Below are 15678 nucleotides of genomic sequence, written 5' to 3'. Positions count from 1 at the left end.
ATTTCGCAAATAAGCGGTCATTATATATTTTAGAAAAAGAATGTCAACCAATAAAATGAACAAAAATATTAAATCTTTAAATTTACGAGAAAAAGACCCGTTTTTGGAACGGGAGAAACAACGTTACGAACATCCGCTGCCAAGCAGGGAGTGGATCATTGAATTATTGGAACAAAAAGGCGTGCCGTCCAAAATTGAAGTCTTGGCACGCGAATTGGCGATTACGGAAGAAGAATACGAATTTTTCGAACGTCGTCTGAAAGCGATGGCGCGGGACGGTCAGGTTTTAATCAACCGTCGCGGCGCGGTTTGCGCGGCGGATAAATTGGATTTGGTCAAATGTCGTGTTGAGGCACACAAAGACGGCTTCGGCTTCGCCGTACCGCTCACGCCCACCAAAGACGGCGACTTCGTTTTATATGAACGCCAAATGCGCGGCATCATGCACGGCGACATCGTGACCGTCCGCCCTGCCGACATCGACCGCAGAGGCCGCCGCGAAGGTACGGTTTTGGATATTGTCGAACGCGCGCAAAGCAAAGTGGTCGGCCGTTTCTACATGGATCGAGGCGTGGCGATTTTGGAAGCGGAAGACAAACGCCTGAATCAAAGCATCGTCTTGGAACCTGACAGCGTCGCGCATTTCAAACCCGAATCCGGTCAGGTCATCGTCGGCGAAATCGAGACTTATCCCGAACAAAACCGCCCTGCCGTGGCGAAAATCATCGAAGTATTGGGCGATTATGCCGACAGCGGCATGGAAATCGAAATCGCTGTGCGCAAACACCATTTGCCGCACCAATTCAGCGAAGCGTGTGCCAAAGCCGCGAAAAAAATCCCCGATCATGTTCGTAAAAGCGATTTGAAAGGCCGCGTTGATTTGCGCGATTTGCCTTTGGTAACGATTGACGGCGAAACGGCGCGCGATTTCGACGATGCCGTGTTTGCCGAGAAAATCGGACGCAATTACCGTTTGGTCGTGGCGATTGCCGATGTCAGCCATTACGTCCGCCCCGATGACGCTATCGACACGGACGCGCAGGAACGCAGTACCAGCGTTTACTTCCCGCGCCGTGTGATTCCAATGCTGCCGGAAAACCTGTCCAACGGCATCTGCTCGCTCAATCCGGATGTCGAACGTTTGTGCATGGTGTGTGATATGGTCATCACTTATGCGGGCAATATTAAAGAATACGGCTTCTACCCTGCGGTTATGCGTTCCCATGCGCGCTTGACTTACAACCAAGTCTGGGACTGGATTTCAGACGACCTCGATCATCCGCACAAAGCCCAAATCGACACCCTCTACAAACTCTTCAAAATCCTTCAGAAAAAACGTTTCGAACGCGGCGCGGTGGAGTTTGAAAGCGTCGAAACCCAAATGCTTTTCGACGACAACGGCAAAATAGAAAAAATCGTGCCCGTTGTCCGCAACGATGCACACAAGCTGATTGAAGAATGTATGTTGGCGGCGAACGTCTGCGCGGCAGAGTTCCTAATGAAAAACAAGCACACCGCCCTCTTCCGCAACCATTTAGGCCCGACACCCGAAAAACTCGCCACCCTGCGCGAGCAGCTCGGCCTATTAGGTTTGCAACTGGGCGGCGGCGACAACCCGACGCCGAAAGACTATGCTGCGCTTGCCGAACAATTCAAAGGCAGACCCGATGCCGAATTGCTGCAAGTCATGATGCTGCGCTCCATGCAGCAGGCAGTTTACGAACCGCATTGCGACGGACACTTCGGCCTTGCCTACGAAGCATACGCCCACTTCACCTCCCCCATCCGCCGCTATCCCGACCTGACCGTCCACCGCGCCATCAAAGCCGTGTTGAACCAGCAAACCTACACGCCAAACAAAAGCTGGCAAGCTTTGGGCGTGCATACCTCGTTCTGCGAACGCCGCGCCGACGATGCCAGCCGCGACGTGGAAAACTGGCTGAAAACCTATTACATGCGCGATAAAGTCGGCGAAATATTCGAAGGCAAAATCTCCGGCATGACCAACTTCGGCCTCTTCGTTACACTGGACGGCATCCACATCGACGGCTTGGTACACATCAGTGATTTGGGCGAAGACTATTTCAACTTCCGTCCCGAAATCATGGCGATAGAAGGCGAACGCAGCGGCATCCGTTTCAACATGGGCGACAAAGTCAGCGTCCGAGTGGCGCGCGCCGATTTGGACACCAGCAAAATCGACCTGACCTTGATCAGCGGCGGCACCAGCGACAAAAAACGCCGCGCTAAAACCACCGCTTCAACCGGCTCGAAAACCAAGCGCAAACTGACGGCGAAAGAAATCGACGACGCGATGAAAACACCTGTAAAACAGGAAAAACCCGCCGCCAAACGCCGCAGCAAAGCCCAGCCTGTCAACGCACCGGCAACGTCGTCTGAAAACGGCAAAAAGAAAACCGCCAAAGCCAAAACAGCAACGGAAAAAGCCAAACGCAAAGACAAAAAACCAAGCAAAAGCGTGAAAATCAAGGTAAAAACCCCAGATACCGCGACAACCAAGCGCAAAGGCAGAAGCAAGGCTAACGGCTGATATTGCAACCCTAAACCTCCTTCAATCACAAAAGGTCGTCTGAAATTTTCAGACGACCTTTTGTGTAACGACTTTCATTTTGCAATAAATAAATGCCAGTAGTTTGGATGAGACCTTTGTAAAAATAGTCTGTTAACGAAATTTGACGCATAAAAATGCGCCAAAAAATTTTCAATTGCCTAAAACCTTCCTAATATTGAGCAAAAAGTAGGAAAAATCAGAAAAGTTTTGCATTTTGAAAATGAGATTGAGCATAAAATTTTAGTAACCTATGTTATTGCAAAGGTCTCTGGATATGTTTAATTGTTTCGACTCAGGCATTGTTTGATTTTCCGTAACGGATAAAACAATCATCATGGTCAAATTGTAAGACACGGGCGCGCTGTTGCTGCAACCACCCTCTCACTGTCCTTAATCCTGAACTCAGATAAGGTACGGCACTTTGTAAAATTTGCGGACGGATGAACATCACGTTGTAATGCGGCGTTACAGGTGTTTCGATATAAAAGGCGTTGCACAAAGGCGTTTTTTTAGAAACCGTCCGAAATCTTTCTACCAAATCCTCCGGCAAATCAGGCATATCGCACGGTACAACCAAAAGCCAGTCTGCAGAGGCAATCTGCAAATCATTGGCAGCGGTACACAATGCAGCCAATCCGCCCAAATACCGCCATTGCCTTGCATCCGGAAGCAGGTGCGGGCTTCTAAGGGCATAACTTTCCAAATTACGGTTGGAACTGATGGCGATATGGTCAACCTGCGGTTTAATCCTATCAATAACGCAATCAATCAGCGTCTTACCCTGCCAGGGAGAGAGGCCTTTATCTACGCCGTCTGACTGTCCTCCTGACAATATCAACGCAAATATTTTCATATTTATCCTTTGTGAAGCGGTTTGGTTGCCCGATGTCGTCTGAAAGGTTTCATTCGCTCAAATGGGCTTATGATAAAATTCATATAATTTGAATTTTATCATAACATGATTTTACATTGAAACAGTGTCATCTCTATCTCTATTTGATGACAATCATTTCATAGGTCTGATTGCCTCCAATCCGAATGAATGATATGTTTACACCGTAACCGATCTCAAACTCTCAACGGCATATACCGTCTATGTCCTTCACATTCCGTTTTTTAAACCACCTGAGCCTGTCTTCACGCTTGAAGCTGCTGACCGTATTATGGGTTGGCTCTGCCCTTTTGTCCGTCATCTTGACTTTGGTGCTCTCTTGGAGGCTGCAAAACGCCGCTACTGTCATCGAAGACGCAGGGAATTTGAGAACACAGGTTTACCGCCTTGCCTATATGGTCGGCGAACATGCCCCAAGGGCGCAGATTAACAACCAAATTCACGAATTTGAACAAAATCTCAACCGTATCAGCCAGAGCAATGCCATTCACCCGCTAATGCCCTCAGAAACACCACCTGCCTACGACCTGATACAGTCGGCACTGATTGAAGACTGGAAATCAAATATACAGCCCGTCTTGCGCCGTTACGAGCGTCCCGACCAAATCAAGCTCTACCGTTTTGCAGCCAATATCGAACTGTTCTTACAGGCGATGGAACATGCCAATGAGAAAAACACCTTATGGTTGCGCCGCTTTCAAATGATTATGATGGGGATGATCTTTGCGGCGGCAGGATTGATGATTATCTGGCACTACGCGTGGATTATCCGCCCTCTGGAAACATTGAGGGACGGTGTAAAAACCATCAGTCAAGGCAGGTTCGGCGTTCAAATCGACACTGACCAGATAAGCGAGTTCGCCCAAGTCAACAAAGGCTTCAACCAAATGAGCAGCCGGCTGAAAACACTTTATACCGATTTGGAAGGACAAGTGGCACGGCAAACTCAAGATTTAGCGCGCCAAAACCGCGACCTGACCCTGCTCTATCAAACCACCCGCGATTTGCATCAAACTTTCACTCCCCAACAGGCAGCGGAAGAATTCCTCAAACGAACCCTGCCCGCCGTCTCCGCAGAAGCGGGCAGCATCCGCCTTTGGGATAACGAACGCAAACGCACAGATATAGTGGCATCCATCGGACTGCCTGATGATTCGGATGATGAGCCAGATACTGTCTCGGATAAATCAGATAAAACGGAATTCAAACACGCCGTTTTCCCCATCAGTTATCAGGAGGAAGAGTTGGGCGTTTTAAACCTGTATTTTTCAGACGACCTTAAACCTGATCACAACGACAACGAGCTACTGCACACATTGAGCGGACAATTAGGCGTTTCCATCGTCAACAGCCGCCTCGAGCAAGAGCGCCGCCTGCTTGCCGTTTTACAGGAACGCAACCTGATTGCCCAAGGCCTGCACGACAGCATCGCACAAGCATTGACTTTCCTGAACCTGCAGGTTCAAATGCTGGAAAGTGCGTTTTATGCCGACCAAAAAGAACAAGCCGAAGAAAACATCCGCTTTATCAAAGACGGCGTACAGGAATGCTATGAAGACGTACGCGAACTTCTGCTAAACTTCCGTACCAAAATCAGTAACAAAGATTTCCCCGAAGCCGTTTCCACCTTACTCGCCCGGTTCGAAAGACAAACCAAAATCAACGTGAGCGCCAAGTGGCGCGACGAAGGAGCAACGTTAAACGACGACGAACAATTGCAGATTATCTTCATCCTCCAGGAGAGCCTGTCCAACATCCGCAAACACTCTCTCGCCCATAACGTTACCGTCAGCATTGATAACCGTCAGGACTTCACGCTGATCATCCGTGACGACGGTGTAGGCTTCGATCCCGCCCATCTGGACGCGCTTTCCGGCGAACATGTCGGCATGGGTATCATGCGAGAACGTGCCCAACGAATTCGTGCCGAACTGGAAGTCAGCTCCAAACCCGACGAAGGTACTACCGTCACCCTAACTTTACCCAAACAGAATAGAACATTCTCATGACTATCAAAATTATCCTCATCGACGACCACACACTCTTCCGCAGCGGCATCAAAGCCCTACTCTCACGTCAAAACGACTTCGAAGTCATCGGCGAAGCCGCCGACGGCTTGTCCGGCGTCAAAATGGCGGAACAGCTCAAACCCGACGTCGTCTTACTCGACCTTGACATGCCCGTCATGAACGGACGCGAAGCACTGGCACAAATCTTGGGCGTCAACCCGAACCAAACCGTCATCATGCTGACCGTTTCCGAAGACAGCGACGATTTGACCGAATGTATGCGCATCGGCGCGCGCGGCTTTTTGCTGAAAAACATCAACGCCGACTTCCTGCTCGACAGCATCCGCAAAGCTGTCGACGGCGACAACGTCTTCTCTCCCGAAATGACCACGCGCCTCGTCCAATCCCTGATTTCCCCATCCGCACCGCGTACCGACCAGGCACTCGCCACCCTCACCCCGCGCGAACTCGAAATCCTAGGCTACCTCGCCGCCGGACACAGCAACAAAGTCATCGCCCGCCATTTGGACTTGGCAGAATCTACCGTCAAAGTCCACGTTCAAAACCTGCTGCGAAAACTGGACCTCAGCAGCCGCGTCCAAGCCGCTGTTTATGCCGTTCAGCACAAAGTCCCGCAGCCTGAAATCAATTAAACAGCTCAGGATACCGGTGCGAAAGTGGTAAAAACATGAAAGGCCGTCTGAAAATAGTTTGGACAGAATTTACACTATCCGTTTTCAGACGACCTTTCCTGTTTAAATCGGCTATGAAAAAGAGACAATCCGACGGGCATCATCTATCAAGCAGTCCGATAATCCACCCTCGTCGCGATAAAAACCATCGCAGCTTTTAATATAAATTAAGACCTATAAACGACTGCTGCGTTTATAATGCGCCTGTTTAACCCTTCCACTGAGAAGACGCCATGAAAAAACTCATTTACTTCTTTACCGCCTTTTTTGCCCTGTGTTCCAGCGCGTTTGCTGTGAACGCCGATGATTTGCTGCCGCCTGAAAAAGCGTTCGTGCCGCAAGTGAACGTTACCGACAAAGGCATCAACGTCGAATTCAAAATCGCCGACGGCTACTATATGTACCAATCGAAAATCGTCGCTGCCACCGCGCCTGAGGGCGTATTGGCCGAACCGGTTTTCAGCAAAGGCGAACTCAAAGAAGATGAGTTTTTCGGCAAACAAACCGTATTCCACCGCGCCGCGCAGGTCAACTGGCCTTACAAAAAAGCCGCGCCGACCTACAAGCTGACGCTGACTTATCAAGGCTGTGCCGAAGCCGGCGTATGTTACCCGCCCGTAGACACATCTTTTGAGATTAAAGGCAACGGTCTGTACAAGACGCAAAGCGACGAACCCATATCCGCCAAAGACCGCTTCCTTCAACCCGATTCCGCCAAACCATCCCCCGCCGCCGCGCCTAAAGCCTCGCAAAACGATGACAACAGCCGCTTCAAATTATCGTGGGACACATTAAACGCCAACCTGTTGGCGTTTTTTACCGCAGGGGTATTCTTGAGCTTTACCGCCTGTATGTATCCGCTTTTACCGATAGTCTCCAGCATCATCGTCGGCGATAAAACCGCTGGCAAAGGCCGCGCCTTCGCGCTGTCCGTAGCGTATGTGCAAGGTTTGGCACTGACCTACACACTGGTCGGCGTCATCGCAGGTCTGACGGGCGCGCTTCTGACCGTATGGCTGCAACAGGCATGGGTCGTCCTTGCCGCCGCAGGCCTGATGGTCGTCCTCGCGCTTTCCATGTTCGGACTCTTCAACATCCAACTGCCCAACGCCGTCCAATCCTACTTCCAAAACCAAAGCAGCAAACTCTCCGGCGGCAAAATCTTCTCCGTCTTCGTCATGGGCATACTCTCCGCGCTGATCGTCGGCCCCTGCGTTGCCCCGCCGCTCGGATTCGCCTTGGGCTATATCGGACAAACCGGCGATGCCGTTTTGGGCGGACTGGCGTTGTATGTCTTGGCACTCGGCACCGGCGTCCCGCTGATCCTCATCGGCACATTCGGCGGCCACGTCCTGCCCAAAGCAGGCGACTGGATGAACGGCATCAAATACGCCTTCGGCTTCATCCTGCTTGCCGTAGCCGTCTATCTCGCCACGCCGCACCTGCCCTACTACCTCATTGTCGCGCTTTACACCCTGCTCATGATCGTCCCTGCCGTCATGTTGCTGGTTAAATCCGGCAAACAGAAAGGTCGTCTGAAAACCGCCGCCTCCGTTTTAGGCTTCCTACTCATCATCGGCGGCGCATGGTTCGGCTGGCAAAGCGCAAACAAACAAACCACCGCCCTGCACCACTTCCTGACGCTGTCTCCCCCGTCCGAAGCAGGCAAAACCACCGACCACGGCAAAATGTTCACCGACGTCGCCGAACTCAAAGCCGCCATGGACGCCGCATTGAAAGCCAACCCCGACAAACCCGTCGTTTTGGATTTCTACGCTGACTGGTGTATTTCCTGCAAAGAAATGGCAAACTACACGCTCAACCAGCCGCAAGTGCATGAAGCCGTCGATATGGAACGCTTCTTCCAAATCGACGTAACCGCCAACATGCCCGAACATCAGGCACTCTACAAAGAATACGGAATCTACGGCCCGCCGGGCATTTTCGCCATCCACGCCGACGGCCGCCGCAGCGACCCCTTGCTCGGTTTCGCCAAACCGGACGAATTCATCAACTGGTACAAACAAAACGAAAAATAAAGACAAAAGGTCGTCTGAAAAACATGAAACTGGTTTTTCAGACGACCTTTTTGCAAACAACCGCACTATAATGCCCACTATTCCCTTTCACAAAGGCAGCCTGATGCAAACTTGGCACGAAGCAATTGGCTCGGAAAAGTCCGAACCCTATTTCCAACATATCATCGAAACCGTCAAAAAAGAACGCGGCATGGGGCGGATTATCTATCCGCCCGCCGAAGACGTGTTCAACGCCTTTAGAGCGACCGAATTCGGTAACGTCAAAGTCGTGATTCTGGGGCAAGACCCGTATCACGGCGCAGGGCAGGCGCACGGGCTGGCGTTTTCCGTCCGCGAAGGCATCGCCGTCCCGCCCTCGTTGGTCAATATTTACAAAGAGCTGGCGGACGACATCGAAGGCTTCCGTATCCCGCAACACGGCTATCTGCAACATTGGGCGGAACAGGGCGTTTTACTGCTCAATACCGTCCTGACCGTCCGCGCGGGGCAGGCGCATTCCCATGCCACATTGGGCTGGGAACGCTTTACCGACGAAGTGGTCAACCAAATCAACCAAAACCGTGAACACGTCGTCTTCATGCTTTGGGGCAGCCACGCGCAGAAAAAAGGCGCGTTTATCGACCGCAGCCGCCATCTCGTCCTCAGCGCGCCGCACCCCTCGCCGCTGTCCGCCTATCGCGGCTTCTTCGGCTGCAAACACTTTTCCCGCGCCAATGCCTATTTGCAGGAAAACGGGATAACACCGATAGACTGGCAGGTATAAAAACAGGTCGTCTGAAAACGGCAGCCATAGCAAACCGGACAATCCACCCGCCGTCTGAACAAGCCTTCCTTTTTCAGACGACCCCTTCCCCAACCCCACAGGAGAACACTATGCAGGTAACGACTTCAGCCATTGTCAACGGCGAATTTGAAGACAAATACGGCAAACGCGGCAGCCAGTTCAGTCCGAACAACATGCCGACTTACTCCATCCCCTTTGAGATCAGCGGCGCGCCCGAAGGCACGAAATCCTTTGCCGTCGTTTTGGAAGACAAAGACGCCATTACCGCCAGCGGATTCGTGTGGACGCACTGGCTGATTTCCGACCTCAAACGCACCTCCGTCGCCGAAAACGAAAGCCTGACCGCCACCGACTATACGCAAGGCGCAAACAGTTGGGCGAGCCTGTTGGGCAAGTTGGACATCGAAGAAGCCACAGGCTACGGCGGCATGTATCCGCCCAACTGCCGCCACCGCTACGAACTCATCGTTTACGCACTCGACACCGTATTAAACCTGCCGCGCAGCTTCCGCTTCAACGACCTGCATTTCGCCATGCAGGGGCATATCTTAGACAGCGCAAGCGTAATGGGAACGTATGACGTATAAAGCCTAAGCAATTTGAAACCTTTGCTAGATTTTTCAGAAAGCGCAATCTTAGAAACAGAAACGTCGTCTGAAACCTGTAACTAAGTTTTCAGACGACGTTTTTATTGAATCAGCTTAGAATGAACTGACGATTTGTTTCAAAAAATGTTTGTTTTAAATCTTTGCTTTGGAGTTTAAAAAGCAGATTCGTTCCAAATGGTCATTTCTTTTTAGCAAGTTTTAGCCGATGATATTGGATGCGCTCAACCATAGTTCTTGGTCGCTATCGAATTTGGCAAATACGGTGCTACTTCTCGAACCTGCCGCACGATAAGCAAGTGTTTGCTGCTCTGTATCGAAGATGAGATAAGGTCGGTCGTTTTTAAGGATGGTATCGATATAGGGGTCTTTGTCAATGAACATCTCTGACCAGCTTAAATTGGCGTTGCTGCCAGTCAGCAATGAACGCATACCGGATAGGTCGAGTTTGTCCGTCGCAGGGTTAAGTCGAGCAAACGATCTATGCTGCCTTCACGAATATCTGATGCGGTAAAAGCGACGGTGTCTTTGCCTTCACCTGTGATGATGGTGTCGCTGCCCGAGCCGCCTGCAATATAGTCATCACCGACTCCACCGTTGAGGTGGTCACTTCCATTGCCACCTGACAGGGTGTCGTTACCGCCCATGCCGTACAGGAAATCATTGCCGTCTTCACCGCTCAAGCGATTATTTCCGTTATTGCCTGTCAAGATGTTGTCACTACGGTTGCCAATACCGTTGATGTCACTGCTGCCTCTCAAAGTCAGGTTTTCAACATTTGCTGCGGCGGTATAGGAAACGCTACTGTAAATGGTATCGGTACCTTCTGCCGATCGCTCGGTAACTGTGTCATTGACATTGTCCACATGATAGACATCATTTCCGTCTCCGCCGCTCATGCGGTCTACACCGGTGCCACCGTCTAAAGTATCGTTACCGGATCCACCATGAAATGATATTTGATAGCATTCTAATTAACTGCCGATTGCATGGTGGCTCTTCAGTCGATCATGCTACTGCCGGAGCAGAATCACAAAAAACGCTTGCTTTAGACTGAAGTCCAAAGTATAAACTGCTGTCATCTAGTCATTTTGTTAATGAATTAAAGAGAAAAAATAATGGAAATTAAACAAACCAATTCAACTATCAAATCTCGCGCAGCGGTAGCATTCGCCCCAAATCAACCCTTACAAATTGTGGAAATCGATGTAGAAATGCCTCGCAAAGGCGAAGTGTTAATCCGCAATACCCACACGGGGGTGTGCCATACTGATGCATTTACATTATCAGGAAGCGATCCTGAAGGCGTATTCCCTGTGGTGCTTGGACACGAAGGTGCGGGTGTGGTTGTTGCTGTGGGCGAAGGTGTGTCAAGCGTAAAACCGGGTGATCACGTCATTCCTCTTTACACCGCTGAATGTGGCGAATGTGAGTTTTGCCGTTCAGGTAAAACCAACTTATGCGTTGCGGTACGTGAGACGCAGGGTAAAGGCTTAATGCCGGACGGCACGACGCGTTTTTCTTATCAAGGTCAGCCGATCTATCACTATATGGGCTGTTCGACTTTCAGTGAATACTCTGTTGTTGCGGAAGTTTCATTGGCGAAAATCAACCCAGAAGCCAACCACGAACAAGTATGTTTGCTCGGCTGTGGCGTTACCACAGGTATTGGCGCGGTACATAATACGGCAAAAGTGCAAGAAGGCGACTCTGTTGCCGTGTTTGGTTTGGGGGCGATTGGTTTGGCTGTGGTGCAAGGTGCGCGTCAAGCCAAAGCGGGGCGCATTATCGCCATTGATACCAATCCCGCAAAATTCGAGTTGGCAAAACACTTCGGTGCAACTGATTGTTTAAACCCGAACGATTACGATAAACCGATCAAAGACGTGTTGTTAGACATCAATAAATGGGGTATTGACCACACCTTTGAATGCATCGGCAACGTAAACGTAATGCGTCAGGCATTAGAAAGTGCACACCGTGGTTGGGGACAATCCATTATCATCGGCGTAGCAGGTGTAGGACAAGAAATTTCAACTCGTCCGTTCCAGTTGGTAACGGGTCGTGTTTGGAAAGGCTCTGCATTTGGTGGCGTGAAAGGCCGCTCTGAACTTCCGAAAATGGTGGAAGATTCAATGAAAGGCGACATCGAGTTAGAACCGTTTGTGACCCACACACTGACACTCGATCAAATCAATGAAGCCTTTGAGTTGATGCACGAAGGTAAATCGATCCGCGCTGTTATTCATTACTAAGGCTCGAGATGAAACTGATTGAACAACATCAAATTTTTGGCGGTTCGCAACAAGTTTGGGCACATCATGCCCAAACGTTGCAATGCGAAATGAAATTTGCAGTCTATTTGCCGGATAACCAGGAGAATCGACCGCTTGGTGTGATTTATTGGCTTTCCGGCTTGACTTGTACTGAACAAAATTTTATTACTAAATCAGGCTTTCAGCGTTATGCGGCAGAACATCAAGTGATTGTGGTTGCCCCCGATACCAGCCCTCGCGGAGAGCAAGTGCCGAACGATGCTGCTTATGATTTAGGGCAAGGTGCAGGCTTTTATCTTAATGCGACCGAGCAGCCTTGGGCGACGAATTATCAAATGTATGATTATATTTTGAATGAGTTACCCCGTCTGATTGAGGAAAATTTTCCTACCAACGGCAAATGTTCCATCATGGGGCATTCAATGGGCGGACACGGTGCATTGGTATTAGCATTGCGAAACCAAGAACGTTATCAGAGTGTTTCTGCCTTTTCGCCTATTTTATCGCCAAGTCTCGTGCCTTGGGGGGAGAAAGCCTTTTCTGCTTATTTGGGAAAAGATCGTGAAAAATGGCAGCAATATGATGCCGGCTCGCTCATTCAACAAGGCTATAAAGTGCAAGGTATGCGCATTGATCAGGGCTTAGAAGATGAGTTTTTGCCAACACAATTGCGTACCGAAGATTTTATTGAAACCTGTCGTGCGGCAAACCAGCCGATCGATGTGCGCTTCCATAAAGGCTATGACCATAGCTATTACTTCATCGCCAGTTTTATTGGTGAGCATATTGCGTATCATGCGGCATTTTTGAAGTAAGCCAAAGAAGTGATTCGTGAATCGATTAAACGTTGAAGTGAACGTTAATTTTTTCATGTTATAGTGGATTAAATTTAAATCAGGACAAGGCGACGAAGCCGCAGACAGTACAGATAGTACGGCAAGGCGAGGTAACGCCGTACTGGTTTAAAGTTAATCCACTATAATGAATTAAAAAGGCATCGGATTGATGCCTTTTGTTTTTATAAATGATAAAAAAGTGCTATTAAAATCAGATACCTCCTAGAATCAGCATGAGGAGACCTTTACAAAATTTCCTCACTCATTCTACTTAAATATCCCCCCATTCCAATCCAACCCGTTGTTGAGAGGTAAAAAACGAAAAGGTCGTCTGAAAACCTGTTTTCAGACGGCCTTTTGTTGTTATCGAGAACTTTGCAAATAGCCCTTTTCACCCCCAACAGTCGAAACCCAAACACAGGTTTTCGCCTGTTTCGTTGCGGATTAAAAAAATAGTCAGGCATACCGCCCTGCTTAGTTTCGCCCTACATATTTTCCCTTGTGCAAAACCCACGCTACGCTACCAATACAACAGGTTTGTTTGATTAATTTTTGACGGTTGATGGCAACTGATTCGTCAAAAACCAAAGAAGCCGGCGATATGCCTTATCCGCAAAAAAAAGCAGCCCGTTTCAGGCTGCTTTTTGCGTTATGGGATGTAATGCGTCGAATTTATACCACTTCGGCTTTGGTGATGACGACGGGTTCGGTCGGTACGTCGTCGTGGTAGCCGTGGCGTTTGGTGGCGACGCCTTCGATGGCATCGACCACGTCAAAACCATCGACCACTTTGCCGAATACGGCGTAGCCCCAGTCTTGGACGACGGTTTTGCCGTACAGCTCTTTAGAACGGAAGTTCAGGAAGGCGTTGTCGGCGGTGTTGATGAAGAATTGCGCGCTGGCGGAATGCGGGTCGGAAGTACGCGCCATGGCGATGGTGTATTTCTCGTTCGGCAGGCCGTTGGACGCTTCGTTTTGAATCGGCTCGCGTGTTTCTTTTTCGTTCATGTTCTCGTCCATGCCGCCGCCTTGAATCATGAAGCCTTTGATGACGCGGTGGAAGATTACGCCGTCGTAGAAGCCGTCTTTGACATATTGCTCGAAGTTTTTGGCGGTAACAGGGGCTTTGTCGAAATCGAGTTCGATTTTGATATCGCCTTTGTTGGTGTGCAGGATAATCATGGGTTTCCTTTCGTTAAGAATCTTTTTAGAAATGGTGCTGGGCGGAAAAACTTCAAGGTCGTCTGAAAAATATTCTTTCAGACGACCTTGGCTATGGTTTTACGGGTTTACGGCATCAGGACGAAATAAGCCCACAGTGCAACCAATACGATACAGAGGACGTTCAGCAGCAAGCCGACGTTCATCATTTCTCGTTGCTTAATCAAGCCTGTACCGAACACAATCGCGTTGGGCGGCGTGGCAACCGGCAGCATGAACGCGCAAGACGCGCCGATGCCGATAACGAATACCAAGACTTGTTCGGGCAGTCCCATTTGCGTGGCAATGCTGGCGAAAATCGGCACGAGCAGCGCGGCGGAGGCGGTGTTACTGGTGAACTCGGTCAGGAAGATAATGAAAGTCGCAACCACGAAAATCACCAGCAATGCGGGCGAATGGGAGAAGGTGGAGGCAACCTGCTGACCTAAGGCTTCAGACGCGCCGGAAGATTGCAGCAGCGCGCTCAAGCTGATGCCGCCGCCGAAGAGCATCAATACGCCCCAGTCGGTATTGCGGGCGACTTCTTTCCATTGCGCCACGCCGAATACGACGACGGCGACGGCGGCAATCAGGGCAATGACAGTATCGGGGTTGGAAATGCCGAACGCTTCTTTGATTTTGGAGCTGAATACCCAAGCGACGGCAGCAGCCAAGAAAATCAACAGCGCGATTACACGGTGCAGCGTCCACGGGATAGACTCGGCTTTGACTTCCACGCGCTCGTTCAGATTAGGTTTGAGGATGACGTACATGGAGAAGAGCATCAGCGGCAGAATCAACAGCATCATCGGCAGACCGAGTTTCATCCAGCCGACGAAGTCCAGATTCAGGGCTTTGGCGGCAATCATGTTCGGCGGCGAACCGACCACAGTGCCCAAACCGCCGATACTGGCGCAGTAGGCGATGCCAAGCAGGACGAAGACGTAGGTTTTGCGTTCTTTTTCTTGGTCGAGATGGCTCATCATACCCATTGCCAAAGGCAGCATCATGGCGGCGGTGGCGGTATTGCTGATCCACATGGACAGGAAGGCAGTAACGGCAAACAGCATCAACACGGCGACTTTCATATTGCCGCGCGATAAGCGCAGGAGGCTGACGGCGATTTTACGGTCGAGACGCTGCATGTGCAGGGCGGTGGCAAGCGCAAAGCCGCCGAAGAAGATGTAAATCGTCGGATCGGCAAAGCCCGCCATCGCTTTTTTGATGTCCATATCGGGGAAGCCGAGTACGACGGCGAGAATCGGCACCATCAATGCGGTGACCGTGATGTGGATGGCTTCGGTAAACCAAAGCGCGGCAACGAAAATCAACAGTGCGATGCCTTTGTTGGCATCGGTACTGTACGGCAGGATGTGATAGATGCCGAAACAGACGACGGCGGAGATGATGGTGGTCAGCAGACCTTTAAAGTCGGTAATCGGCTTTTGCGCGCTGAGTAACTCGACATTCTCAGGATGCTGGGTTTTGTCCTTTGCATGTAAGTCCATGAAGTATTCCTCTGAAACATAACGCGAAATCGTTAAAACCGCTGATGCCTAGGCTCATCGCCTGACGTTGCTTTTTTATTGATTCCACTGAATCGGTTTTTCTTGTTTCCCGTAGCGGGGCGTTCGCAGGCTTTGGATTTCAGGCAAACAAAGCCGTGCAGCATGGCGATGAGTATATTTGTAATCGCGTGTAGTGTAAATATAATGTTAACAATCGGGCGCGGTTTTTACGAAAACGGATTGATGGGAAATGAAAATATCTTTT

Annotated in this window: 13 protein-coding genes; 8 read left to right on the top strand and 5 right to left on the bottom strand. The window is 50.1% G+C overall.

Annotated elements, in window-relative coordinates; genetic code table 11:
* Positions 1-55 precede the first annotated feature (55 nt).
* Entirely contained in the window at positions 56-2551 is a 2496-nt protein-coding gene (rnr, locus tag DBY90_RS02370) for a ribonuclease R (protein WP_107986490.1), read from the top strand.
* A gap of 313 nt (positions 2552-2864) precedes the next feature.
* Here the strand turns inward: rnr and DBY90_RS02365 are convergent, their stop codons facing one another.
* Entirely contained in the window at positions 2865-3425 is a 561-nt protein-coding gene (locus DBY90_RS02365; RefSeq protein ID WP_003743076.1) for a molybdenum cofactor guanylyltransferase, read from the bottom strand.
* A gap of 242 nt (positions 3426-3667) precedes the next feature.
* On the opposite strand from DBY90_RS02365, the gene DBY90_RS02360 reads away from it, so the two are divergent.
* The 5 genes from DBY90_RS02360 to DBY90_RS02340 all read left to right on the top strand — a co-directional run bounded on the left by DBY90_RS02360 (position 3668) and on the right by DBY90_RS02340 (position 9575).
* Positions 3668-5473, top strand: a complete 1806-nt coding sequence (locus DBY90_RS02360) for a histidine kinase (RefSeq protein ID WP_070492612.1) — start codon at positions 3668-3670, stop codon at positions 5471-5473.
* Positions 5470-6126, top strand: coding sequence for a response regulator (locus DBY90_RS02355; RefSeq protein WP_049227873.1), 657 nt, complete (start codon positions 5470-5472; stop codon positions 6124-6126). The genes DBY90_RS02360 and DBY90_RS02355 overlap by 4 nt, the downstream gene beginning before the upstream one ends.
* Positions 6127-6398: 272 nt before the next feature.
* Entirely contained in the window at positions 6399-8204 is a 1806-nt protein-coding gene (gene dsbD, locus DBY90_RS02350) for a protein-disulfide reductase DsbD (RefSeq protein ID WP_070492613.1), read from the top strand.
* Between the two features lie 103 nt (positions 8205-8307).
* A complete protein-coding gene (gene ung / locus DBY90_RS02345) occupies positions 8308-8967 on the top strand; it encodes a uracil-DNA glycosylase (RefSeq protein WP_070492659.1) in 660 nt (219 codons plus the stop codon).
* Positions 8968-9077: 110 nt separating this feature from the next.
* On the top strand, positions 9078-9575 hold the full coding sequence (locus tag DBY90_RS02340; RefSeq protein ID WP_070492614.1) for a YbhB/YbcL family Raf kinase inhibitor-like protein: 498 nt from the start codon (positions 9078-9080) through the stop codon (positions 9573-9575).
* Positions 9576-9794: 219 nt separating this feature from the next.
* On the opposite strand, the gene DBY90_RS13260 is transcribed toward DBY90_RS02340, so the two are convergent.
* Complete coding sequence (locus tag DBY90_RS13260; protein ID WP_003743068.1) at positions 9795-9977, bottom strand: hypothetical protein; 183 nt, start codon at positions 9975-9977, stop codon at positions 9795-9797.
* A 32-nt stretch (positions 9978-10009) separates the two neighbouring features.
* A complete protein-coding gene (locus DBY90_RS13545) occupies positions 10010-10492 on the bottom strand; it encodes a calcium-binding protein (RefSeq protein ID WP_003743067.1) in 483 nt (160 codons plus the stop codon).
* A gap of 219 nt (positions 10493-10711) precedes the next feature.
* Between DBY90_RS13545 and DBY90_RS02330 the strand changes: the two genes are divergently transcribed.
* The gene (locus DBY90_RS02330; protein WP_003743065.1) at positions 10712-11848 is read left to right on the top strand and encodes an S-(hydroxymethyl)glutathione dehydrogenase/class III alcohol dehydrogenase; all 1137 of its coding nucleotides are present in this window, start codon (positions 10712-10714) and stop codon (positions 11846-11848) included.
* 8 nt (positions 11849-11856) lie between these two features.
* Positions 11857-12684: an S-formylglutathione hydrolase gene (gene fghA, locus DBY90_RS02325; RefSeq protein WP_070492615.1), complete on the top strand. Its 828-nt coding sequence runs from the start codon at positions 11857-11859 to the stop codon at positions 12682-12684.
* Between the two features lie 693 nt (positions 12685-13377).
* On the opposite strand, the gene DBY90_RS02320 is transcribed toward fghA, so the two are convergent.
* Both DBY90_RS02320 and DBY90_RS02310 read right to left on the bottom strand, forming a co-directional pair.
* Positions 13378-13887: a peptidylprolyl isomerase gene (locus DBY90_RS02320; protein ID WP_003743061.1), complete on the bottom strand. Its 510-nt coding sequence runs from the start codon at positions 13885-13887 to the stop codon at positions 13378-13380.
* A 107-nt stretch (positions 13888-13994) separates the two neighbouring features.
* On the bottom strand, positions 13995-15413 hold the full coding sequence (locus DBY90_RS02310) for an SLC13 family permease (RefSeq protein WP_107986488.1): 1419 nt from the start codon (positions 15411-15413) through the stop codon (positions 13995-13997).
* Between the last annotated feature and the right edge of the window lie 265 nt (positions 15414-15678).

The organism is Neisseria mucosa (genome assembly GCF_003044445.1).
Taxonomy (GTDB): domain Bacteria; phylum Pseudomonadota; class Gammaproteobacteria; order Burkholderiales; family Neisseriaceae; genus Neisseria; species Neisseria mucosa_A.
Note: the sequence above shows the minus strand (reverse complement) of the source record. Positions and strands in the feature narration are given on the sequence as shown.

What these genes read in the sequence shown, in the direction of transcription:
- rnr (WP_107986490.1), top strand. Translation starts at nt 56, where the DNA reads ATGAACAAAAATATTAAATCTTTAAATTTACGAGAAAAAGACCCGTTT.
- DBY90_RS02365 (WP_003743076.1), bottom strand. Translation starts at nt 3,425, where the DNA reads ATGAAAATATTTGCGTTGATATTGTCAGGAGGACAGTCAGACGGCGTA.
- DBY90_RS02360 (WP_070492612.1), top strand. Translation starts at nt 3,668, where the DNA reads ATGTCCTTCACATTCCGTTTTTTAAACCACCTGAGCCTGTCTTCACGC.
- DBY90_RS02355 (WP_049227873.1), top strand. Translation starts at nt 5,470, where the DNA reads ATGACTATCAAAATTATCCTCATCGACGACCACACACTCTTCCGCAGC.
- dsbD (WP_070492613.1), top strand. Translation starts at nt 6,399, where the DNA reads ATGAAAAAACTCATTTACTTCTTTACCGCCTTTTTTGCCCTGTGTTCC.
- ung (WP_070492659.1), top strand. Translation starts at nt 8,308, where the DNA reads ATGCAAACTTGGCACGAAGCAATTGGCTCGGAAAAGTCCGAACCCTAT.
- DBY90_RS02340 (WP_070492614.1), top strand. Translation starts at nt 9,078, where the DNA reads ATGCAGGTAACGACTTCAGCCATTGTCAACGGCGAATTTGAAGACAAA.
- DBY90_RS13260 (WP_003743068.1), bottom strand. Translation starts at nt 9,977, where the DNA reads ATGTTCATTGACAAAGACCCCTATATCGATACCATCCTTAAAAACGAC.
- DBY90_RS13545 (WP_003743067.1), bottom strand. Translation starts at nt 10,492, where the DNA reads ATGAGCGGCGGAGACGGAAATGATGTCTATCATGTGGACAATGTCAAT.
- DBY90_RS02330 (WP_003743065.1), top strand. Translation starts at nt 10,712, where the DNA reads ATGGAAATTAAACAAACCAATTCAACTATCAAATCTCGCGCAGCGGTA.
- fghA (WP_070492615.1), top strand. Translation starts at nt 11,857, where the DNA reads ATGAAACTGATTGAACAACATCAAATTTTTGGCGGTTCGCAACAAGTT.
- DBY90_RS02320 (WP_003743061.1), bottom strand. Translation starts at nt 13,887, where the DNA reads ATGATTATCCTGCACACCAACAAAGGCGATATCAAAATCGAACTCGAT.
- DBY90_RS02310 (WP_107986488.1), bottom strand. Translation starts at nt 15,413, where the DNA reads ATGGACTTACATGCAAAGGACAAAACCCAGCATCCTGAGAATGTCGAG.